At 71.5% G+C, this 22,005-nt stretch carries 7 protein-coding genes and 1 pseudogene; 2 read left to right on the forward strand and 6 right to left on the reverse strand.

The annotated features are described in order from the left end of the window. Nucleotides 1-2: 2 nt before the first annotated feature. The 4 genes and pseudogenes from ABZ404_RS38225 to ABZ404_RS38240 all read right to left on the reverse strand — a co-directional run bounded on the left by ABZ404_RS38225 (nucleotide 3) and on the right by ABZ404_RS38240 (nucleotide 15,209). Nucleotides 3-10,808: a LamG-like jellyroll fold domain-containing protein gene (locus ABZ404_RS38225; protein WP_358833888.1), complete on the reverse strand. Its 10,806-nt coding sequence runs from the start codon at nucleotides 10,806-10,808 to the stop codon at nucleotides 3-5. A gap of 390 nt (nucleotides 10,809-11,198) precedes the next feature. Then, a pseudogene (locus ABZ404_RS38230) lies at nucleotides 11,199-12,584 on the reverse strand (serine/threonine-protein kinase); the annotation flags it as partial. Next, on the reverse strand, nucleotides 12,581-12,994 hold the full coding sequence (locus ABZ404_RS38235; protein ID WP_358833886.1) for a hypothetical protein: 414 nt from the start codon (nucleotides 12,992-12,994) through the stop codon (nucleotides 12,581-12,583). The pseudogene ABZ404_RS38230 and the gene ABZ404_RS38235, both read right to left, overlap by 4 nt. Before the next feature lie 166 nt (nucleotides 12,995-13,160). Then, nucleotides 13,161-15,209, reverse strand: coding sequence for an N-6 DNA methylase (locus ABZ404_RS38240; protein ID WP_358991629.1), 2,049 nt, complete (start codon nucleotides 15,207-15,209; stop codon nucleotides 13,161-13,163). A 175-nt stretch (nucleotides 15,210-15,384) separates the two neighbouring features. Here ABZ404_RS38240 and ABZ404_RS38245 point away from each other — a divergent pair, with 175 nt between their 5' ends. After that, nucleotides 15,385-16,095, forward strand: a complete 711-nt coding sequence (locus ABZ404_RS38245) for a hypothetical protein (RefSeq protein WP_358835697.1) — start codon at nucleotides 15,385-15,387, stop codon at nucleotides 16,093-16,095. Nucleotides 16,096-16,127: 32 nt separating this feature from the next. On the opposite strand, the gene ABZ404_RS38250 is transcribed toward ABZ404_RS38245, so the two are convergent. After that, nucleotides 16,128-16,811: an HNH endonuclease family protein gene (locus tag ABZ404_RS38250; protein WP_358835698.1), complete on the reverse strand. Its 684-nt coding sequence runs from the start codon at nucleotides 16,809-16,811 to the stop codon at nucleotides 16,128-16,130. Between the two features lie 144 nt (nucleotides 16,812-16,955). Further along, nucleotides 16,956-20,525 carry a transcription-repair coupling factor gene (gene mfd, locus ABZ404_RS38255; protein WP_358835699.1) on the reverse strand — a complete coding sequence of 1,190 codons (3,570 nt, stop codon included), beginning with the start codon at nucleotides 20,523-20,525 and terminating at the stop codon, nucleotides 16,956-16,958. Nucleotides 20,526-20,828: 303 nt separating this feature from the next. Between mfd and ABZ404_RS38260 the strand changes: the two genes are divergently transcribed. Continuing rightward, nucleotides 20,829-21,989, forward strand: coding sequence for an acyltransferase (locus ABZ404_RS38260; protein ID WP_358835700.1), 1,161 nt, complete (start codon nucleotides 20,829-20,831; stop codon nucleotides 21,987-21,989). The last annotated feature ends 16 nt before the right edge of the window (nucleotides 21,990-22,005 follow it).

Here is a 22,005-nt window from a genome sequence, read left to right on the forward strand (position 1 = left end):
GTTTACCTTCCGGGTGCGAGGATGAACTTTCCGATATTCCTGGTATACGTACCGACGTGACCCACCGGGTCGAAGACATGGAGGGTATCCAGGTCCAGCTGTTCGGCATAACCCGCCATGGAGTTCCTGCAGAACTTACACGTGATTCGGTCCGTATATATCGTGGCGCTACCACCGGAGTAGCCCTTGGACAGCGCCTGGGTGACCATGTCTCCTTCAGCGTGGTCCTCGTATGAAGTCGCCGTCATACGATTGCCCTTGCCAGGGAACGGGACCGGCCGAGGAAGCTTGCCGTTCTGGCCGTAAACGGCATCCCGACCACCGTCGAACTCCATTTTGCCAAGGGTATTCTTCTTCGCACCCTTGACCTTTGCCGCAACGTCCGCGTCCTCCTTGGCGACAGTATTCATTCCCATTTCCTGCCGCATCTGGCCCAGTTCGTTCTGGACCGCGGTGTTGCAGTTGTGGACCAGGACCGGGGTCTCGCCGGCCTCCACATAGTAGGTGTGGAGGTCACCGACCGTCAGGTCGTACGTCGTCGTGTTCGCGTGGTACAGGCGGACGCCGGTGACCTCGGCCGTGCCGGTCGGGGTCTGGAGGACGTCGCCCTCGTGGAGGTCCTTCGCCTCCACGAACGCCGACTGCGTGGCGTCGTAGAACGGGTGGTGGAACGTGGTGGTGAGGTGGTCGCCCTTGGCGGTCACCTCCGCCGCCTGCGCCTTCTGCGGGGCCGCCGTCAGCGCGCCCAGCACCGCCGCCGAGGCCGCGAGGCCCAGCGCCGCCCTGCGGACGGCCTTCTTGACCTTCGCGCCGCGCTTCGCCGCCTTGACCGTGACGTCCACGAAGTCGCGGTCCGTCTTGGTGACGATCACCGCGGTGACCTTGTGCGACTCCGTGCCGGACACGCCCGGCACCGCGTTGGCGACCGAGTCGCCGACCTTGATCTTGTCGATGGCCTTGGTCGAACCGTTGGCCATCAGCACCTTGGTATTGCCGGTGAAGCTGTGCGGAACGCCGACCCTGCAGCCGCCGCCCATCTCACTGCGTCCACCGGCCCCTTCCGCCTGGGCCCGCGACGCCGCCGTCTCCGTGGCGTCCCGTGCCGCGGTCTCCTCCGCGGCCGCCCCCTTGCCGAACAGCCCGCCCACGGCCTTCATCGCCTTGGGCGCCGCCTTGGCCAGGAGGGAACCGCCGATCTTGCCGAGGACGCCGCCCAGCGCGCCGGACGCCGCGCCCTCGATCGCCGAGCCCGCGAACGCGCCGACGCTGCATTCGTCGCCGCCCTTCTGGGCGCATGCGAAGCCCTGGGTGACCAGGGAGCCGACCGCTCCGGCGACCGCCGCGCAGCCGATGGAGCCGACGCCCGCGGTGACCGCCTCGCAGCCCATGAAGACCGCCGTGGAGACCACGAACGAGGTGATCGCGGCCGCGTGGTGCTTCACGAACGTGGCCGTGGTCTTCGCCGCCTTCACGGTGGCGTGATAGGCCGTGCGGGCCGCCTTGGCGACGGTGTGGACCGCTGCCTTGGCCACCTTCTTCGCGGCGTGGACCACGCGCTTCACCGTCTTGGTGACCTTGTGGTACGCGGTGTGCACCGCGTGCACCGCCGCGTGGTAGACGCGCTTCACCTTGCGTACGGCGTAGTGGTAGACGCGGCGCACCACCCGCACCGTGGCGCGGTAGACGTCACGGACGCGGTGGACGACCTTCTTCGCCACGTGCTTGGCGACCTGGACGACCTGGTGCACCACCTGGACGGCGGCGTGGTAGACCGGCGCCGCCACGTGGTGGACGACCGCCGCGGCCTTGTGGGCCACCTTCTTGGCGCCGCACACCACGTCGTACCAGGAGCAGTTGCCGGACTGGTCCGTACCCGCGAGCGGGTTGTCGTTGACGTACGCGAACGGGTTCGCGGACACCGAGTTCGGGACCGGGTTCAGCGAGATGCTGTCCTTGTTGCGGAACTGGCCGGTCGCCGGGTTGTACCAGCGCGAGGCCGTGCCCACGTCGCCCGAGCCGGGCTCGGTCCAGCCGGACTGGAAGCCCAGGTGGCCCAGGACGGTGTTGGTGCCGATCCCCTTGCCCAGCGGGTCGTAGCTCGCCGAGCCGGACAGCGCGTTCGCGCCGGCCGTGAAGGTGCCGATGACGTCGTCGTGCTGGTCGGTGAGGGCCAGCGCGCTGCCGGAGGAGCCGTTGCCGACGCCGACCAGCGAGCCGCCCGCGTCATAGGTGTAGGTGTAGGTGCCGTCGGAGGCGATGGTGTTGCTCGCGCCCGAGTACTGGAAGGTGCGGCTGCTCTGGGTCGCGGTGTCGGTGTCGGTGATGTTCCGCCCGGCCGCGTCCAGGTTGTACGCGTGGGTGCCCGCGGTGATCTGGGCGCCGAACGCGTCGGTGGTGAAGGCGACGGAGCCGTCCGACCCGGCCTGCTGGGTCATCGTGCCGCGCGCGGAGTAGGTGTAGCTGTGGTTGCCGTCCGAGGTCAGCTGGTCGCGGGCGTCATAGGTGTAGACGTCCGCGCCGACCCGGGTGCGGTTGCCGGAGGCGTCGTAGCCGTAGGCGGTCGTCGTGGAGCCGTTGTTCCACGAGGTGAGGCGGTTCGCCCAGTCGTAGGTGTAGGTGTGGCTCGCGGCGCCCGGCACCCCGGTCGTCGTCTTCGACGTCAGGTTGCCGTTCTTGTCGTAGCCGTACCCGAGGGAGGCGAGACCGGTGGCGCCCTGCATCAGGGTGTCGCCGGTCAGGCGGTGGGACGTGTCGTAGGTGAGGGTGCGGGTCTGGCCGGTGGCGCCGTACTTGATCTGGGTGAGCTCGTTGAGCTTGCCGTAGGAGTACGTCAGCCGGTTGTTCGTCGCCGCGTCGTCCAGGGTGGACAGCCGGCCGGCCGTGTCGTAGCCGTACGTCGTCGTGCCGGCCGCGTCGGTGCGGGTCAGCGGCGCCGAGTCGGCGTTGTAGGTGAAGCTGGAGGAGCCGGCCGAACCGGTCGCGGAGAGCAGGTCGCCGCGGTCGTCGTAGCCGAACGCCTCGTGGGTGGCCGACTGGTGATCGGCGTTGCCGGTGATGCCCGCCTCGGCGGTGTCGGCCGAGGAGACCCGGCCCGCCTTGTCGTAGACGAAGGAGCGGGTGGCGGTCGCCGCGTCCGCGCCCTGGCCGTCCATGGTCAGGACCTGGTCGTTCTTGTCGTACGTCAGGGACGTCGTCGTACCACCGGGCTTGACGGCCTTCACCATCCGGCCGTCGGCGTCATAGCTGAAGGTGGTGGTGGTGTCCGCCGCCGAGGTGTACTGCGCGGTGGACGGCTCGATCACCTTCTCCTGCTGGCCCCACGGGGTGTAGGTGTAGCGCCAGGAGTTGCCCCGCCCGTCGGTGAACCGGGTGCGGTGGCCCGCCTGGTCGTAGCCGAAGCTGGTGGTGATCGACTCGGTGGCGGAGACCGGCTGGATCTCCTGGGTGACCGTGCCCGCCGCGTCGTAGGTGAAGCGGGAGGTGTGGCCGAGGGCGTCGGTCGTGGCGACCGCGTTGCCCACCGCGTCGTAGTCCACAAAGGACTGGGCGAGCAGGGTGCCGGCCGCGTCGTACTGCTTGTTGTACGTCGGCTGCCCGGACGCGTTGTAGTCGGTCTGGGTCCAGGTGTTGTCCGGCAGGATCGTCTTCTGGGGGTTGCCCTGGAAGTCGTAGGTGTACCGGGTGGTGTTGCCCGCGGCGTCCGTGACGGAGGTGGTCTGGCCCGTCCGGTCGTAGCCGTACGAGGTGGTCACCCCGCCCGGGGTCGTGGTCGACGACACGTGCGTGCCGTAGGGGTTGCCCGAGGTCACCGCGTAGGAGTTGGTGCTGGTCAGCGTCCGGGTGGACGGGAACCGCTCCAGCGTGGTGGAGGTGAGCTGGCGGCCCAGGTAGTCATAGGTCGCCTGGGTGGTGGCACCGGTGCCGTCGGTGACCGAGAGCGGCTCGCCGGCGTTGTCGTACGTGGTGTGCACGGTGGCGCCGTCGGGCCTGGTCACCTGGGCGACCCGGCCCAGCTGGTCGTAGAGGTAGCTGGTGGTGCGTCCGCCCGGGGAGGTCGACGACGTCTGGTTGCCCTCGCTGTCGTAGGTCCAGGTGGCGGGCGCGCTGACCGACGTGGAACCGCCGGCCGGGGTGTACTGCGGCAGGGTCTCGGAGACCTTGTTGCCGTTGGCGTCGTAGGCCGTGGTGGTCACGTCGCCGTTGGGGCCCTGCTCCTCGACGGCCTCACCGAAGGTGTTGAAACCGCTGGTGGTGACGGGCCGTACGGTCAGCGGGTTGGTGCCGTCGTTCTCCGCCTGGACGGCCGGGGCGGTGGTGACCGCCAGGTTCCCGGCCTCGTCGTAGGCGTAGGTGGTGGTGTTCCGGTTGGCGTCCGTCATGGACGTGCGCAGACCGCGCTTGTCGTACGTGTACGTGGTCTTCTGCTCGTCCGAGGAGGCGGCGGTGCCGCCCGCGCGTCCCTTGCCGTAGAGCGAGGTGACGTCGGTCGAGGTGAACGCGCGCTGGTAGACCTGCACGTTCGCGACCCCGCCGGGCAGGGCGTCGACCACGGAGCCGCCGTACTTGGCGGCGCCGATCATCAGCGGCCCGTGCGCGCTCCAGGGAGCGCTGTTGGTGGCGCTGCCGGAGAGCGTGCCGTTGACGTACACCTGCACCGCGCCGTTGGAGGCGTTGTACACGCCCACCACGTGCGTCCAGGCGCCCGCGACGGGCTTCGCCGTGGAGTAGGCGGCCGGGAACGACGGCGAGGCCGCGTCCGAGCTGGTCTGCTCCATGGACCACAGCGGCGCGCCGGTGTGGGCGTAGTTGTACTGGAGCATGAACGCGCTGTTGGTGGTGCCGGCCTGGGCCACGACGGTGGCGTTGTGGGTCGGCAGGGACGCCATGTTCACCCACGCGGAGACCGTGTAGGAGGCGGCGGTGTCGAGCACCGGACCGTTGGTGGCGATCTGCTGGCCCGCGGTGCCCGCGAAGGTGGCCGCGGAGTCGTTCCAGGTCACGCCGGTGGCGGCGGCGGTGTTGCCGGAGCCGGAGGCGTCGGTGACCGTCGAGCCGGAGCTCTGGTCGAGCTTCCACCAGCCGGTCGGGTGCCCGGCGGCGTCACCGTAGAGCGTCTCGGCGATCTTGTTGCCCATCGCGTCGTACGCGTTGGTGACCGTCCGGTCCCAGCCCGAGGAGTCGTGGTCGTTCTCGGTGGCGATCTCGTCGTCCGGCGTGTACGACACGCTGGTCACCCGGGCGACTCCGCCCGGGTCGACGGTGGTGGAGGTGTTGCGGGAGGCCGCGTCGACCGTGTGGGTGGTGACCGTCTCGCCGTTGTCGGTGGCGCTGGAGAGCAGGTTGCCCGCCGCGTCGTAGGTGTTGGACTCCAGGACGGTGGAGCCGGTGCCGTCGGCGCTCTTCTTGGTGACCGTCGACGTCAGGCCGTTGTCGGTGTAGGTGTACGAGGTCGTCGAGCCCATGGCGTCGGTGACCGACGCGAGGCGGCCCGCCGGGTCGTAGGCCCGCGAGGACTCGGTCAGCAGCGACGGCGAGCGCGGGCTCACCGGGTCGCCGGCGTACATGACGCCCTGGGTCAGCAGCTGGCCGTTGTCGTCGTAGGTGTAGCGGATCTCGGTCCCGGAGGAGGAGACCTCCTTGGTCTTGTTGCCCTGGCTGTCGTAGGTGTAGGTGACCGTGTTGCCGTTGGCCGCGCCCGCGTTCGCGTTCGCGTCCTTCTTGGTGGCGACGTGGTCGTACGCGTCGTACGTCTGCGTCTCGGTGCGGGTGTAGTCGCCGCCGCTGCCGTCCGCCACCGACTGCGAGGTGATGTTGCCGTCGACGTCGAAGACGGTGGTGGAGACCGCCGCGTGGACCGCGCCGGTGACCCGGTCGGTGAGCTGCGGGTCCTTCTCCTGCACGACCTGGCCGTCCGCGTCGTACGTGTACGTCGTGGTGAGCCCGGCCGGGTAGGTGTCGGAGACGACCTTCTTGCTCAGGACCTGGCCGACACCGTCATAGGTGTACGAGGTGACCAGACCGCCGGCGTCCGTGGTCGAGGCCACGTCGCCGCTCTTGAAGTAGGAGACGGAGTTGACCGCTCCACCGGGGCTGATGGTCCTCACCGGCAGGCCCTTGGGGACGCTGCCGCCGTCGGCCGCCGGGTAGGTGGCGGTGCCGTCGCTGAAGACGGTCGTGGTGGTGCGCCCGTTCGGGAAGCCCGCCACGGCCGGACCGGTGATGGTGGTCTGGTTGCCCGCGCTGTCGTAGCCGAAGGACGTCAGATACGTGTTGTCCGTCGCGGAGGCCGAACGGCCGTCGCGCCGGGTGAGCAGGATGTCGTTGCGCGGGTCGGCGGTGGTGAGCTGCGCGGTGGTGTCGTCCGGGAAGTAGCTGAAGTACTCCGTGGAACAGGCGTTGGCCGCCTGGTTCTGGCAGGAGGTCGTGGAGACCGTGTTGCCGCGGACGTCGTGGCCGGTGACCGTCATCGCCCCGTTGGGGTTGGTGACGGTGTGCTCGAAGCCGCCCGTGTCGTAGCCGAAGCTGGTGGTGTTGCCGAGGCCGTCGGTCTCGGTCAGCGTCCGGTTGTTGTGGGTGACGTCGTACTGGTACGTCAGGGTGGCGTTGGCCGGGGAGGTGACCTTCACCGTCGAGACCGGCAGCAGGCCCGTGGAGTTCTTCGCGGCCTGGAAGTGCGCGGCCGCGTCCTGGGCGGTGAGCGCCGTCCGGTAGGTGGCGACCTCCGCCAGCGAGCCGTTGAAGTACACGGTCGCCGGGTAGGGCAGACCGGCCCAGCCGGAGCCGGTGGTGGCCGCGCCGATGTAGTCGGTGGTGCGCCCGCCGGTGGCCAGGGCCGCCGTGCCGGTCTTGGTGGCCGCCTGCGTGCCGTCCAGGTACAGCGTCTGGGCGCTGCCCGTGGCGGAGAGCAGCACATGGTGCCACTTGCCGTCGGTCACCGTGCCGGTGGTGCCCATCTGCACGGAGCCGGAGGTGGTGTAGAAGCCGCCGTAGAGCTTGTTGTCGGTGCCGATCCACAGCTGCGGGGTGGTCGAGGTGACCGTGCCGCCGATCGGCGCGTTCTGCGCGTTCATCAGGATCGCGCCGCCGTGCGTGGTGGAGAACCACAGCTCGGCGGAGGCGGAGGTGCTGCCCGTCTGGACGTCCGGCACCTTCACGAAGGAGCTGGTGCCGTTGAAGGCGGCCGTCTTGTGGTCGCCGAAGGGCCCCGCGGCCCCGAGCGTCACATTGCTGTACGTGCCGTCGCCGCCGCGCGTCTCGTCGACCGCGCTGCCCGCGCCCGCCGCCTCACCGAAGCGGAAGTACGTGGCGGGGGCGCCGCCGAGGACCGCGCCCCGGTAGGTCTGGCTGGAGCCGGTGACCGTGGGCGCGCCGATCTTCCAGACGCCGCCGTTCTCGTCGGTGAGCTGGGTGAGCGCCGCGGTGCCCGGGTCGTAGGTCATCGCCGCGTACGTCTTGCCGGACGGGCGGGTGACCGAGGACAGCAGGCTGGAGGCGTGCGTGCCGTAGTTGTAGAGCGCGCTGACGTCGGCGGCGACCAGCGGGCGGTCGTACCACGCGGCGCCCGCGATGGAGCCGTTGAAGTAGGTGGCGTAGCCGGTCTTGCTGGTGCTGCTCTGGTGCGGCTGGTCGGGCCAGTTGCCGCCGAGGAAGCCGGTGCCGAGGTAGTTGAACGGCTGGTTCTTGCCGAAGGCGGTGCCGCTCTTGATGGAGACGGTGCCCGCGAGCGAGCCGACCTTGGCGTTGTCCAGGAACAGCGACTGCGAGTTGCCGGCGGCCGAGAGCACCACGTGGTGCCACTTGCCGTCGGCGACCGAGGCGGAGGTGGTGAGCGGGGCGATGCCGCCGCTGTACCAGAACTCGGCGTTCAGCTTGCCGTCGCTGCCGACGTAGATCGACGGGGTGTAGTAGCCCGCCGCGTTGCCCGCGTCGATGGGCTGCGAGGCGTAGGAGTAGAGGACGCCGGGTCCCGCCGAGGTCTTGAACCAGAGCGACAGGGCGCCCGAGTCGGTGTTGTTGCCCGTGTCGTTGGGCAGCGCCACGGCGGAGGTGGTGCCGTTGAAGCCGGCGGCGGTGCCGCCGTTGGGCGGGCCCGCCTGGCCGAGCGTGACGTTCTTGTAGGTGGCGTCGAGGGTGTGCTCGTTGCCGAGGACCGCGTCCTGGGCGACGGTGCCCGAGGCCTCGCCGAGCGGCCACATGGCGCGCGGGTCGAGGTCGAGCGAGGCGTTCTGGTACTGGGAGCCCGCGGTGTAGGTGTACTTGGTGCAGGCGGTGGTGGTGGACGGCGGGCAGACCGAGACGAGCTGGTCGCCGGTGTAGCCGTAGGTCCAGGTCAGCGCGGTGGACGGGGTGCCGGCCACGACCGGGTCGGTGACGACGGTCGCCACATGGGCCGCGGCGGCGCCGGACGGCGTCGACCAGGTGACGTTCAGGGCGCGTCCGGAGACGGCCGAGGCCATCTTGGTGACGTGGCCGCCGGACCAGGTGAAGGTCAGAGCGCGGCCGTTGGCGTCGGTCACCGAGGTGATGCCGTAGCCGCCGGAGCCGAGCGCCTGGGTGAAGGTGTAGACGGTGTCGTCCTTGTCGGTCAGCGAGTAGCCGCCGGTGACCGACTTGAAGGTGGAGTAGCGGCCGGAGCCGGAGGAGAAGCTGCCGTCGCCGTTCTTGCCGTACCCGACCTGCGAGCCGTTCGGGTAGGAGACGACCGCTCCGGTGACCGCGCCCGCGGCGTTGTAACTCTCGGTGGCGCGGGTGTCGAAGATAGCCGACCAGCCGGCGCCGAAGGAGCCGGTCCAGCGCGGGTCGCGGGAGTTGTAGTCGCGCACCACGTCGAGGCTGGGGCCGACGGTCGAGATCGAGGCGTCGGTGTCGCTGGTGGTGTAGTTGCCGCTGGAGGCGTCGAAGCCGTGGTCACCGCTGTTCTGCGACAGACCCGAGGTGATCACCGGCTGGGGCACCTGGATCTGGAGCGCGTACCAGTCGGCGGCCGGGGTGTAGAGCGAGCCGTCGTAGCCCTGGACCGTCCAGTAGTACGTCTGGCCCCACTTGAGCTTGCCCGCCGGGACCGTCCAGTCGCCGTTGGCGATCAGGCCCGAGTCGGCGACCTTGGTGTTGGTGTTGTCGTAGACCTGGAAGACGTACTGCGGGGTGGTGGTGACGTCGTCGCCCGCCCAGGCGGTCAGGTGGGGCGTGGTGGTGTCCGCGACGGCGTTGTTGTTCGGGTACTGCTGGTAGATCTGCGGGGCCGCGTTGCCGGTGTAGGTGACCGACATGTACGGGCCGAGCGCCGGGTCGTTGAACGAGCCGAACTGCTTCCAGTGCAGGTTGTCGTTGGTGGCCGCGTAGACGGCGAGGCCGTTGTCGGCGGTGGTGCCGTTGAACCAGCCCTGGATGGCGCTGGTGGCCAGCGGCACGTCCACCCAGTCGCCCACGGTCCGGTCGGCGCCGGTGTTGGCGCAGGCCTTGGGCACGCTCGGGGTGGCGTTGCCGATGGAGGAGCCGTAGGACGGGCCGGGGTAGCCGGTGACCGTCTCGGGCTTCCAGGCCTGGGTGACCAGGGCGACGTCGAAGCGCTCCGGGGTGCAGGTGGAGGCCCAGGTGTCGAAGAGGTGCAGGGTCGCCGAGGTGACCGTGGCCTTCGTGCCGTCCCAGGTGTTGTACCAGTGGTTGACGTAGGCGGCCGCCGAGTGCGGGCCGGAGTCGTAGGAGCCGACCTTGACCGTCTGCTCGGAGGAGTGGTCACCGGGGGCGCCGGACTCGGCGTAGGTGGTGGTCCAGCCGTCGGTGACGGTCGGGTCGACGGTGACCGGGAAGACGCGGGCCCGGTCGTGCAGCCAGCGCGGGTCCAGGGTCACCTTCAGGGCGGTCCTCGCGCCCTGGCGGACCAGCTGGTAGGTCACGGAGTGCGTGGTGGCCGGGTCGCCGGAGCGCGGATCGACCTTCGCGTCGTAGGCGTACGCGGAGGGGATGCGCTCGACGGTCTTGCCGGCGGTGTCCACCAGGTCGATGGAGCCGTCCCGGGCCTGGCGGGGGTTGAGGCCCTTGAGGTCGAGGGGGAAGGTCCAGACGTTGCCGGCCTGCGCGGAGTGCAGGACGATCGCTTCCTTGAGCCCGGTCGCGGTGGGCGCGAGCTCCAGGTCGGTGCCGGGCAGGACGCCCGCGTAGGTGACCCGGGAGCCGTGCGCGGTGCCGGTGACGGGGGCCGCGCCCTGGAGGCCGTAGCTGAGGGCGTGCGAGCCGTCGGTGGCGAAGGAGGCGAGCGCGGAGTCCGTGGCCTTGGCGGCGAAGTCGACGTCGAGGGAATTCGCCTTCTCGTGCCAGCGCTTGTCCGGCCCGGCTCTCACGTCGACGTCGATGGGCTGCCACTTGCCCTCGCCGTCCTTGTAGTTCACCGGCGTCATGGCGACCTGCCGGGTCAGCGTGCCGTCCGCGTTGTCGAAGACCGTGGCGGTACGGGTGGACTTGACCGGATTGCGACGGCTGGTCTTGGAGTTGAAGCCCTGCGCCGAGCGGCTCTTGCCGCCCTTGGTGGCCTTCGCGTACGGGTGGTACGCGTCGAGCTCACCGCGCCCCTTGCCCGGCTTGTGCCCCTTGCCCTTGTTCGCCTTGGTGGCGGCCGCAGTGGTGTGGTGGCCGTGACCGGCGGCCGTACCGCCCTGCTGCTCGGGGAGCGACCCCCAGTGCGGGTCCTTGAACCAGGCGGTGACGGAGCGCAGACTGGGCAGGGATATCCGGCCCAGATGGGCGTCGTCGGCCATGGCCTGCTGGGTGGTCAGCATCAGCGCGAGGCTGGTGAGCAGCAGCAGCGCCACACGTCTGTGACGGCGGCGGTACAACGAGGGCCGCCGTGGGGAACGGCGGAACGGGCGCGGGCGCACGAGGCGACTCCTCAGACAAGGGGATCGGGGCGAACGGGCCGAAGAGGCCGAAGAGGCCGCGCAGGGCACAGCACGCCCCTGAAGACAGAAACGCGCCGATCTTGTCCGTAAAGAGCACCTAAATGACAGTCAGCAGACCCCTTCTTGGCTGCCGCTTGAGCAACCCATTGCACGAGTGGAATGAGTTGTTCCGTCTGTCCGGTTCGGACTTTCCCGTACTTTTGCCAGAAGAAGTACCGCCGCATGCCTGGGCCGGGTAAGCCGGGGCGAAGGTCAAGCGCGTCCCGCGCCCGACGGGAGGCGCAGCAGCGCGTCCATGTGCCGCCGGATCTCGGCCGCCCGGTCCGGGTCTCCGGTGCCGTACGGACTCTCGAAGTACGGCAGGACCGCACGGTACTCGGCGAGCGCGGCGGCGGCGTCGCCGAGCTGCTCCAGACAGAGCGCCGCGTCGTGGCGGAACGCCAGCGCCTGCGGGTCGGCCGGGCCCGCCTCGGCGGCCCGCTCCTCGGCGAGTCGGCGCAGCTCGGGCAGCGCCCGGCGGTACTGGCCGTCGTCCATCAGCGTCGCCGCGTACTGCTTGCGCAGGATCCGCACCACCGGGGAGCCCTCGCCGTGCCGGGCCGCGGCGGCCGGCAGGATCGCGCCGAGGATGTCCACGGCCTGGGTGATCCGCCCCTCGCCGAGGAGCCGCTTGGCCTCGTCGACGGCGCCCGCGACATCGGGCCGCGCCGGTCCGGGCGCCTGCGGCGGCACCGGCGGCGCCGCGGGGGGCACGTGCGCCGGCGGCGGGGTGGCCGCGCGGTCCGGCCAGGGGGCGTGCGGGCGCAGGAAGGGGCGCGTCGGGTCGAGCGGGTGCCCGGCCGGGGTCCCGCGCACCGGAAGCAGCGGGGCGAGCGCCTCGTACACCTCCTGCGCGGAGGCGGGCCGGCGCCCCGGGTCCTTGGCGAGCAGCCGCAGCACCAGCGCCTCCAGGGCCTCGGGCACCTCCGGCCGGACCTGGCGGACCGGGAGCGGCGGCTCGTAGAGGTGGCGGTGGAGCACGCCGAGCGCGGTGGTCCCGGCGAACGGGACGTTTCCGCTGAGCAGTTCGTGGAGCAGCACCCCGAGCGCGTACAGGTCCGTGTACGGGCCGACCACGCCGCCCATCGCCTGCTCGGGCGCCATGTACGCCGGGGAGCCGATCGGCGAGCCGGTGCGGGTGAGGCGGGTGGTGTCGTGGTCGAGGACCGCGGCGACGCCGAGGTCGAGGACGGTGACCGTGCCGTCGGGCCGCACCATCACATTGCGCGGCTTGAGGTCGCGGTGGACGATCGGCACCGCGTGCACGGCCGACAGGGCCGCGCACAGCTGGGCCGCGACCGCCACCGCCCACGGCCAGGGGTAGGGCTCGTGCTCGGCGAGGTGGTCGGCGAGGTCGGCGCCCTCCACGTGCTGCATCACGAGGTAGAGGTCGTCGCCGTCGCTGCCCGCGTCGTGGACGGTGACCAGGCCCGGGTGGTCGACCTGCGCGGTCACCCGGCACTCGCGCGCGAAGCGGCGCCGGGTCTCGTCGGCGGCGCTCGCGCCCGCCACCGCGTCGGGGCGCAGCAGCTTCACCGCGACCCGGCGGTCCAGGCGCTGGTCGTACGCCGTCCAGACCTGGCCCATCCCGCCCCGGCCGAGCAGCGCCGCCAGCTCGTAGCGCCCCGCGATCACCCGTCCGGTGCTCACCGGCCCTCCTCCTGGCGCAGCAGGCTGCTCAGCTCGTCGAGCTCGGCGCGGACCTGGTGGATGCGCGGGGACGGCCGCGCGGGCGGGTGCGGCGGCGCGGGCGGCAGGCGCCGCTGGTGGAAGTGGATGTCGGCGGCCAGGTAGTAGATGAGCACCACGAGCGCCTGCACCAGCAGGATCACCATGCCCGCGGTGGACACCCAGCTGTCCTTGAAATGGGTGTGCAGCATCGACAGACAGCCGAGGTTGACCGCCAGCTGCGCCCAGAACAGCGCCCAGGCGCGCCGGGTGCGGCGGAGGATGGCGAGCCGCAGCATCGCCGTCCACGCCAGCAGGCCGAGGGTGAGCACCACCAGCACGGAGAAGACCACCCTGATGGTGATCACCTTCATGCTCGCGGGGCTCGGCATCTGCGCTCCTGACAGGGCGGTACGTACATCGCTGGCCAGAGCGTAGAGGTGACGCGCGGTCAGGGTCCACCCAGGTCGGGGCCGGGGTCAGAGACGCCTGGGCGGAGGCTGACGGTCCGGATCTCCTCGGGCTTCGTTCGCGATTCCTTCCGGATCCACCCCGGATCTATTCGGGCCGTACGGCGCCGTCCGTGAGCCCGTCGTGCAGCCCCTGCACCAGTTGCTCGCCGAGGCGTCCCGCGAGCCGCAAAGCGTCCTCGAACGCGGCGAGCGCCCGGAACCGCTCGCCGTAGCGGCGCTGTTCGGCCAGCGGCAGCCGCGGCAGCTGAAGTCTGCGGACGTCGAGCCGGGAGGCGGTGGTGGCGTAACTGCTGGCCTGGCGGTTGTTGGCGGTGCCGCGCAGGAACCCGGCGAGGAACCACGGGTCGAGGGCGGCCGGGGCGGGCCGCAGCAGCTGGAGGTTGCGGCCGAGCGCGGCCCCGGCGGCGGCCTCGTCGACGACCCGCGCGACCGTGCCGCCGCCGAGCACCGGCACCACCACGTCCCCGGTTTCGGTCAGGACCGGGTCCTCGGCGGGACCGTCGGGCAGGGTGCCGGAGGGGGCGGTGCCGCTCAGCACGTCCTGTTCGGTGAGGACCGGCACGCCCGCGGCCGCGGCGCCCGTACCGCCGGAGCGCAGCACCAGGGCCCCGGCCCGGGCGAGTTCGCCGACGGTGGTCAGCGGCAGCCGGGTGCCCGGGTGCGGGGCGGGGGCCGCGGCCGGCGGGGTCAGTTCGGCGGTCCGCCGCAGGGTCGCGCCGAGCTCCTCGCGGACGGCCTCCAGGGCGTCGGCGCCGCCCGCCGCGGCCGGGGGCGGCAGATGGCGGGCGGGGGCCAGGTCCACGTCGTCGTCGAGGAGTTCGATGACCGGAACCGCGCGGGAGACTCCCGGCCGCTCCTCGGCGGTGCCGTCCCGGTCGAAGGGCGCCCAGGCGTCGAGGACCGCGCTCCGCACGGTCTGCCAGGGCAGCTTGTCGCGGCCGCCCCCCTCGCCGCCGGGCAGCCCGGCGGCATCGACGAGCAGCAGCTCGGGCGCGGGGTGGGCGCCCGCGCCCGGCTTGCGCAGCACCCACAGATGGAGCGGGATGCCGTACGGGGGCGCGGCGCCGGCGGGCAGCGCGATGACCGCCCGCAGGGCGCCCCGGCGCAGCAGCCCGGCGCGGATGCGGCGGCCGGAGCGGCGGGAGGCGGCGGCGGGCGGCATCAGCAGGACGGCCGTGCCGCCCTCGCGCAGCCGGGCCAGCGCGTGCTGCACCCAGGCCAGTTCGGACTCGGTGCGCGCGGGCAGGCCGTACTCCCAGCGCGGGTCGTAGGCGAGCTCGTCGTGGCCCCAGTTGCGCTCGTTGAACGGCGGGTGGCAGAGCACCGCGTCGACCGTGAGCGCGGGGAAGGCGTCGGCGCGCAGCGAGTCGGCGGCGGCGGTGCGCACCTCGGCCGGGCCGTGCAGGGCCAGCCGCAGTCCGGCCAGCGCCGCGAGCTCCGGGTCGGCGTCCTGTCCGTACACCGCCTCCGCGTGCGGGACCGCGCGCAGCAGTGTGCCGGTGCCGCACGCGGGGTCGAGCACCGAGGCGGCCTGGGAGGCGAGCGCGAGCGCGGCCATCAGCTCGGCGGGGCCGGGCGGGGTGAGCGTGTACTGGCGCGGGTTGGCGTCGAGGTGGCGGCCGAGCAGGAACTCGAAGGTCTGCCGGGCGCCCAGCTCGGCGGCGAGCTCCCCGACCCCGCGCAGCAGCGGTACGGACGCGGCGAGCTCGGCCGGGGCGGGGGCGGCCGGGGCGGGCGTGTTCACAGCGTCGCTGTGAACACCCCCCTCCAGCGTCCGCGCCAGCGCCTCGGCGAACCCGGTGTCCCCGAGTGCGGTGAGGCGGCGCCAGCCGTCCGGGTCGTCCCGGGCCAGTAGGAGCGCCCGGCCCGCGTGGACCAGTCCGGTCACGGCCCCGGCGGGGTGGCCGGAGAGCTGCTGCCAGACGCGTTCGCGCAGCGGGACCTCGGCGAGTTTGCCCTGGTCGCGCAGCCACTGTTCGACCTCGGGCAGGGCGAAGGAGGGGCTGGTCTCGGTGCCGCCGACGGGCTTGGGGAAGTCGGCGTGGCGGCGGCGCCAGTTGCTGACGGCCGCCCGGCCCACCCCGGCGAGCCGGGCGATTCCGGCGGCGGTCACCTCGCCTGCGTTGTCCGGCACGGGCCCGACTCCCCTCGTCTGTTGTGCCGCCCAGCATAGCGATCCGCCTCGGAGCACTCCATACACGACCGTGAACAAAGCCATGCCTGTGGACCCTGTTGACTCGGTTCACAGTCTCTGTTGTGATTGACCCATCGGTTCACCAGGCCCCAGGGCCCGACGGAGAGGCACAGCCATGTCCCAGCACCAGCGCAACTGGTTCGCCCGCCACAAGGTCCTCACCGGCGTCGGCGCGGTCGTCGCCGTCGTCGCCGTCGGCGGCGCGGTCGGCGCGGGCGGCGGTTCGGACGGCAAGGCACCCGCCACCGCGGCCTCGCGGCAGGCTCCCGGGAAGACGGACGGGAGCCCGGCGGGCGGGAAGAAGCAGGAGGCGGGCGGGAAGAAGGAGAAGGGCCTGGGCGACGGCACCTTCCAGGTCGGCCCGGACATCAGGCCCGGTACCTATGTGAGCACCGGCAACAAGGACGGCTGCTACTGGGAGCGGTCCAAGGACGCCTCGGGCAGCACCGACGCCATCCTCGCCAACGACAACGTCACGGGCGCCAGTTACGTCACCGTGGCGGCGAGCGACAAGATCTTCAAGAGCAGCGACTGCGCGGACTGGCACCTGCTCGACCCCAAGGCGCCCGCCAAGGGCGCCCCCAGGACGACGCTCAAGGGCGACGGGGGCATGTTCAAGGTGGGCACCGACGTCGCTCCCGGCACGTACAAGTCGGCCGGCAACAAGGACGACCAGTGCTACTGGGAGCGCGCCAAGGACGCCTCGCACAGCACCGAGGCCGTCCTGGCGAACGAGAACGTGAGCGGCACGGCGATCGTGCGGATCGGCGCGGGTGACGCGTACTTCAAGAGCAGCGGCTGCCAGGACTGGGTGAAGACGGGCTGAGCGTCAGCCGTGCCGGGGGAGACGGACGGGCCTCACCCGGTGGGCAGTTTCTGCTGCGGGCACTCGGTGAGGACCTTCTTCATCGCCTCCTTCTCGGCCTCCGTCACCCACACCCCGTACTTCTTCTTGACGGCCACCTGGTCCGCCACGTACGTGCAGCGGCCGGCCGCGAACGTCGGCAGCCAGGTCGCCGCGTCGCCGTCGCTCTTGCGGCGGTTCTCGCTCGCGTCGACGGCGAGCAGGTTGAGCGGGTCGTTGGCGAACGCCACCCGCTTCTTCTTGTCCCAGCCCTGGGCGCCCTTCTGCCAGGCGTCCGACAGGGCCACCACATGGTCGATGTCGACCTTGCTGCTGCCCCGGACGAACTTGATGGTCCGGCCGGTGTAGACGTCCTTGGTCAGGGTGCCGGACGCGATGTCGCACTTGTCCTTGTACTTCACGTCCTTGAGGTCCCGTTTGAGGATGTCCTCCCGGGTGGCGCAGCCGTTGGCGTCCGTGTCGGTCCAGCCCCGGCCGAACTGGTCGCGCGAGTAACCGGTCTTCGGCGCCCGGCCCTTGACGGTGAGGGTGTCGACGGCCGCCAGGGCGCCGCCCCGCGCGGCGGGCGCGCCGGGCTTCGCCGTCCTGGTGCCGCTGTCGCTGTCGGAGCAGCCGGTGAGGGAGAGCGCGGCCGCGAGCACGGCGGCGCCCAGGGCGGTTCGGTACGTAGGCGTCACAACGGGCCGTCCTCTAGGGAAGTTGGCGGAACCCCGGAATCCTAGGGACTCCTACCCGCCAACCCGGCCTCCATAGGGGCTCGAAGGCGGAAAGTCACCGGCGGCCCGGACGCCCGCGCACGGCGGCGCGGGCCCGCACCGCGCTCACGACCCCAGGATCGTGGTGAGGAACTCGCCCGTCCACGCCAGCAGTTCGCGGCCCACCACCGGCTTGCCGCCGATCTTGCCGGCCGTCGGGCGCGGCACCAGGATCTGGCGGGCCGGCGCCTTGATGACCGTGCGCGGGTGGAGCCGCTTCAGACGCAGCTCCTGGGACTCGCGCAGCTCCACCGGCGCGAAGCGGATGTTGGCGCCCTGGAGCACGATCTCGCCGACCCCGCAGGCCCGCGCCAGCATCCGCAGCCCGGCCACCAGGAGCAGGTTCTCCACCGGCTCGGGCAGCTTGCCGTACCGGTCGGTGAGCTCCTCGCGGACGGCCCGGATGTCGTCCTCGGAGGTGGCCGAGGCGATCGCCCGGTAGGCCTGGAGGCGCAGCCGCTCGCCCGGCGCGTAGTCGTGCGGGACGTGCGCGTCGACCGGGAGCTCGATCTTGACCTCCAGCGGGGCCTCCTCCTGCTCCCCGCCCTCCAGCTGCGCCCGGTAGTCCGCCACGGCCTCGCCGACCATCCGTACGTACAGGTCGAAGCCGACGCCCGCGATGTGGCCGGACTGCTCGCCGCCGAGCAGGTTGCCCGCGCCGCGGATCTCCAGGTCCTTCATCGCCACGTACATGCCCGCGCCCATCTCCGTGTGCTGGGCGATGGTCGCCAGGCGCTCGTGGGCGGTCTCGGTGAGCGGCTTCTCCGGCGGGTAGAGGAAGTAGGCGTACCCGCGCTCGCGGCCGCGGCCGACGCGGCCGCGCAGCTGGTGGAGCTGGGAGAGGCCGAAGTTGTCGCCGCGCTCGACGATGAGGGTGTTGGCGTTGGAGATGTCGATGCCGGACTCGACGATCGTGGTCGAGACGAGCACGTCGAACTTCTTCTCCCAGAAGTCGACGACGACCTGCTCCAGTTCGGACTCGCCCATCTGTCCGTGCGCGGTGCGGATGCGCGCCTCGGGCACGATCTCGCGCAGCCGCGCCGCCGCCCGGTCGATGGACTCGACCCGGTTGTGGATGTAGAAGACCTGGCCCTCGCGCAGCAGTTCGCGCCGGATCGCGGCGCCGATCTGCTTCTCCTCGTACGGCCCGACGAAGGTGAGCACCGGGTGGCGCTCCTCCGGCGGGGTGGTGATCGTCGACATCTCGCGGATGCCGGTGACCGCCATCTCCAACGTGCGGGGAATGGGGGTGGCGGACATGGTCAGCACGTCCACGTTGGCGCGCAGCTTCTTCAGCTGCTCCTTGTGCTCGACGCCGAAGCGCTGCTCCTCGTCGACGATGACCAGGCCGAGGTCCTTGAACTTGGTCTCGGAGGAGAAGAGGCGGTGGGTGCCGATGACGATGTCGACGGAGCCGTCCTTGAGGCCCTCCAGGGTCGCCTTCGCCTCGGTGTCGGTCTGGAAGCGGCTGAGCGCCCGCACGTTCACCGGGAACTGGCCGTACCGCTCGGAGAAGGTGCCGAAGTGCTGCTGGACCAGGAGCGTGGTGGGCACCAGGACCGCGACCTGCTTGCCGTCCTGGACCGCCTTGAAGGCCGCGCGGACCGCGATCTCCGTCTTGCCGTAGCCGACGTCGCCGCAGATCAGCCGGTCCATCGGGACCGTCTTCTCCATGTCCTCCTTGACCTCGGCGATCGTGGAGAGCTGGTCGGGCGTCTCCACGTACGGGAAGGCGTCCTCCAGTTCGCGCTGCCAGGGGGTGTCGGGGCCGAAGGCGTGGCCGGGGGCGGCCATCCGCGCCGAGTACAGCTTGATGAGGTCGGCGGCGATCTCCTTGACGGCCTTCTTGGCGCGCTGCTTGGTCTTGGTCCAGTCGGCGCCGCCGAGCCGGTGCAGGGTCGGTGCCTCGCCGCCCACGTACTTGGTGACCTGCTCCAGCTGGTCGGTGGGGATGTAGAGCCGGTCGCCGGGCTGGCCGCGCTTGGCGGGGGCGTACTCCACGAGCAGGTACTCGCGGGTGGCGCCCTGGACGGTCCGCTGGACCATCTCCAGGTAACGGCCCACGCCGTGCTGCTCGTGCACGATGTAGTCGCCCACTTCGAGGGTGAGCGGGTCGATGGTCTTGCGGCGGCGGGCCGGCATCCGGCCCAGCTCCTTGCTGGCCGTGCGCTGCCCGGTCAGATCCGTCTCGGTGAGCACGGCCAGGCGCAGCGCCCCGTCGACGAAGCCGTGGTCGATGGCGCCGCAGGCGACGTGGACCACCGAGGGGGCGAACCCGTCCGGGCCGGCCTTCTCCCGGTCCAGCACGGCGAGGCGGGCGGCGATGCCCTCGCCGCCGAGGACCTCCACGGTGCGGGCCGCCGGGCCGTGCGCCTCGGTGACGTAGACCACGCGCCAGCCGTCCGCGAGCCACTGCTTGGTGTCCGCGAGCGCCCGCTGGGTGTCGCCCCGGTAGGTCTCCGGCGCGTGCATGCCGAGCTTGAGGGTGCCCGCCTCGGCGGCCGCCGCCGTGTCCGGGTCGGTGTCGTCGGCCGCGAAGGGCGAGACGGACCACCACATCATGCCGAGCTCACGGGCCCGGTCGCGGACGTCCGCGATGCCCCACAGCGAGGCCGCGCCGACGTCGATCGGGGCGTCGCCGCCGCCGGCCGTCGCCGCCCAGGACGCCTGGAGGAACTCCTGGCTCGTCGCCACCAGGTCGGTGGCCCGGGTGCGCACCCGCTCGGGGTCGCAGACGACCGCCATGGAGCCCTTGGGCAGCACGTCGAGCAGCAGCTCCATCTCGTCGACCAGGACCGGCGCCAGCGACTCCATGCCCTCGACCGCGATGCCCTCCGCGATCTTGCCGAGCAGCTCGCCCAGCTCCGGATGGAGCTCGGCGAGGGCGGCGGCCCGGCCGCGCACCTCGTCGGTGAGCAGCAGCTCGCGGCAGGGCGGAGCCCACAGACCGTGCTCGGCGACTTCGAGCGACCGCTGGTCCGCGATCTTGAAGTACCGGATCTCCTCGACGTCGTCGCCCCAGAACTCCACCCGGAGCGGATGCTCCTCGGTCGGCGGGAAGACGTCCAGGATGCCGCCGCGGACCGCGAACTCGCCGCGCTTCTCGACCAGCTCCACGCGCGAGTACGCGGCGGCCGCCAGACCCTCGACGATCGCGTTCAGATCCGCCGACTGACCCGTCCGCAGCGCCACGGGTTCCAGCTCGCCCAGGCCCTTGACCTGCGGTTGCAGAACGGAACGGATCGGCGCGACCACCACGCTGACCGGGCCCGCCGCCGGGTCGTCGTCCCGGGGATGTGCCAGGCGCCGCAGCACCGCGAGCCGGCGGCCCACCGTGTCGCTGCGGGGCGAGAGCCGCTCGTGCGGCAGCGTCTCCCAGGACGGGAACTCGGCCACCTCCTCCGCGGGCAGCAGGGAGCGCAGCGCCGCCGCCAGGTCCTCCGCCTCGCGCCCGGTCGCGGTCACCGCGAGCACCGGGCGTCCGCTCTCCCGGGCCAGGGCGGCCACCGCGAAGGGCCGCGCGGCGGGCGGGCCGACGAGGTCGACATGCATGCGGTGGCCGTCGGTCGCGGCCTTGACCGCTTCGGCGAGCGCCGGGTCCCGTACTACCGCGTCCAGCAGACCGTGCAGGCTCATGAAGGGCTTCCATCCCGGGGAGAGGGCAACGCGAACCGCCCGACACGTCGTACGGGCCGGGGTTTCCAGCCTACGCCCGCCCGCCGCCCGGCCCCCCGCCCCCCACCGGGGTGCTGCGCGCCGCCCCCGCCGACCGTGTGACACCCGCGCGGGAAGCGGGCCGGGGGGCGCGCGCGACCAGGTTCACCCCTTCGGCGGTATTCCTGAGTAAAAGGTGAGCCTTTGCAAATGATGGGGAAACCCATAGGCTCCGGCGGACGTGCCGAACGCCTGGCAAAACGGCGGCGTCGCGGCGAGACCGCCATGAAATCAGTGCCCGAGGGGAACCCGCTCGACATGCCCGACCAGGCGCGGACAGCGCTCCTTCAGCCCGAGCCGGTGCTCTCCAGCACCGGCATCCCGCAGCGGACCGGCTCCGTCGTCGAGGGGAGTCGCCCGAGCCGCATCTACGCCCTCGACGGCCTGCGCCTGCTCGCGGCCCTGACGGTCGTCATGTTCCACTACATGGCGCTCACCGGCCGATGGCCGGAAACCGACTCCCGGGCGAGATTCCCCCTCACGTATCCGGTGGCCGCCTACGGCTGGCTCGGCGTCCAGCTCTTCTTCCTCATCAGCGGCTTCGTGATCTGTATGAGCAGCTGGGGCAAGCCGCTCCAGTCGTTCTTCGTCTCGCGCGTGGTGCGGCTCTACCCCGCGTACTGGTTCGCGGTCATCGCCACCACCGTGGTCGTGACGGCCGTGCCGGGCGGGCTGCGCGCGCCCTCGTTCGACGTCGTCGCCACCAACCTCACGATGTTCCAGGAGCCGATGGGCGTCCAGAGCGTCGACAGCGTCTACTGGACCCTCTTCGCGGAGCTGCGGTTCTATCTGCTCTTCGCGGTGGTGGCCTGGCGCGGGCTGACCTACCGCCGCGTCCTGTTCTTCTGCTGCGCCTGGGCCGTGGCGAGCGCACTCGCCTACCAGTCGGATTCCGTCACCCTGCGGATGATCGTCATGCCGGACAACAGCTGGTGCTTCATCGCGGGTGTCGCCTTCTATCTGATGTACCGGTTCCGGCCGAACCTGATGCTCAGCGGCATCGTCCTGTTCAGCCTCGCCGCCTCGCTGCCCGCCACCCGCAGCACCTGGGAGCACGCCCAGGAGCGCCTGAGCCACCCCATGCCGTACTGGCCGGTCGCCGCGATCATGGCGGCGTGCTTCGCGGTCATGGGCCTGGTCGCCACGGGCAAGCTGTCCTGGATCCAGTGGCGCTGGCTGCCGTACGCGGGCGCCCTGACGTATCCGCTCTACCTTCTCCACGAGTACATCGGCTGGGAGATCATCGGCGCGCTCTCCCCCCAGGTGCAGCCCGTCCCCCTGGTCAGCGGGGTGATCGCGCTGATGCTGCTGGTGTCCTGGCTGGTGCACCGGTACGTGGAGCGGCCCCTGGGCAAGCGCCTCAAGCGGGGCCTCAGCCGGCTCTGAACGGGCCGCGCCGCAA

This window comes from Streptomyces sp. NPDC005878 (genome assembly GCF_040629815.1).
Classification (GTDB): Bacteria; Actinomycetota; Actinomycetes; order Streptomycetales; family Streptomycetaceae; genus Streptomyces.

Bases quoted from the DNA above. Each gene is read 5' to 3' on its own strand.
- mfd (WP_358835699.1), bottom strand. From the start codon at position 20,525: ATGAGCCTGCACGGTCTGCTGGACGCGGTAGTACGGGACCCGGCGCTC.
- ABZ404_RS38260 (WP_358835700.1), top strand. From the start codon at position 20,829: ATGAAATCAGTGCCCGAGGGGAACCCGCTCGACATGCCCGACCAGGCG.
- ABZ404_RS38235 (WP_358833886.1), bottom strand. From the start codon at position 12,994: ATGCCGAGCCCCGCGAGCATGAAGGTGATCACCATCAGGGTGGTCTTC.
- ABZ404_RS38245 (WP_358835697.1), top strand. From the start codon at position 15,385: ATGTCCCAGCACCAGCGCAACTGGTTCGCCCGCCACAAGGTCCTCACC.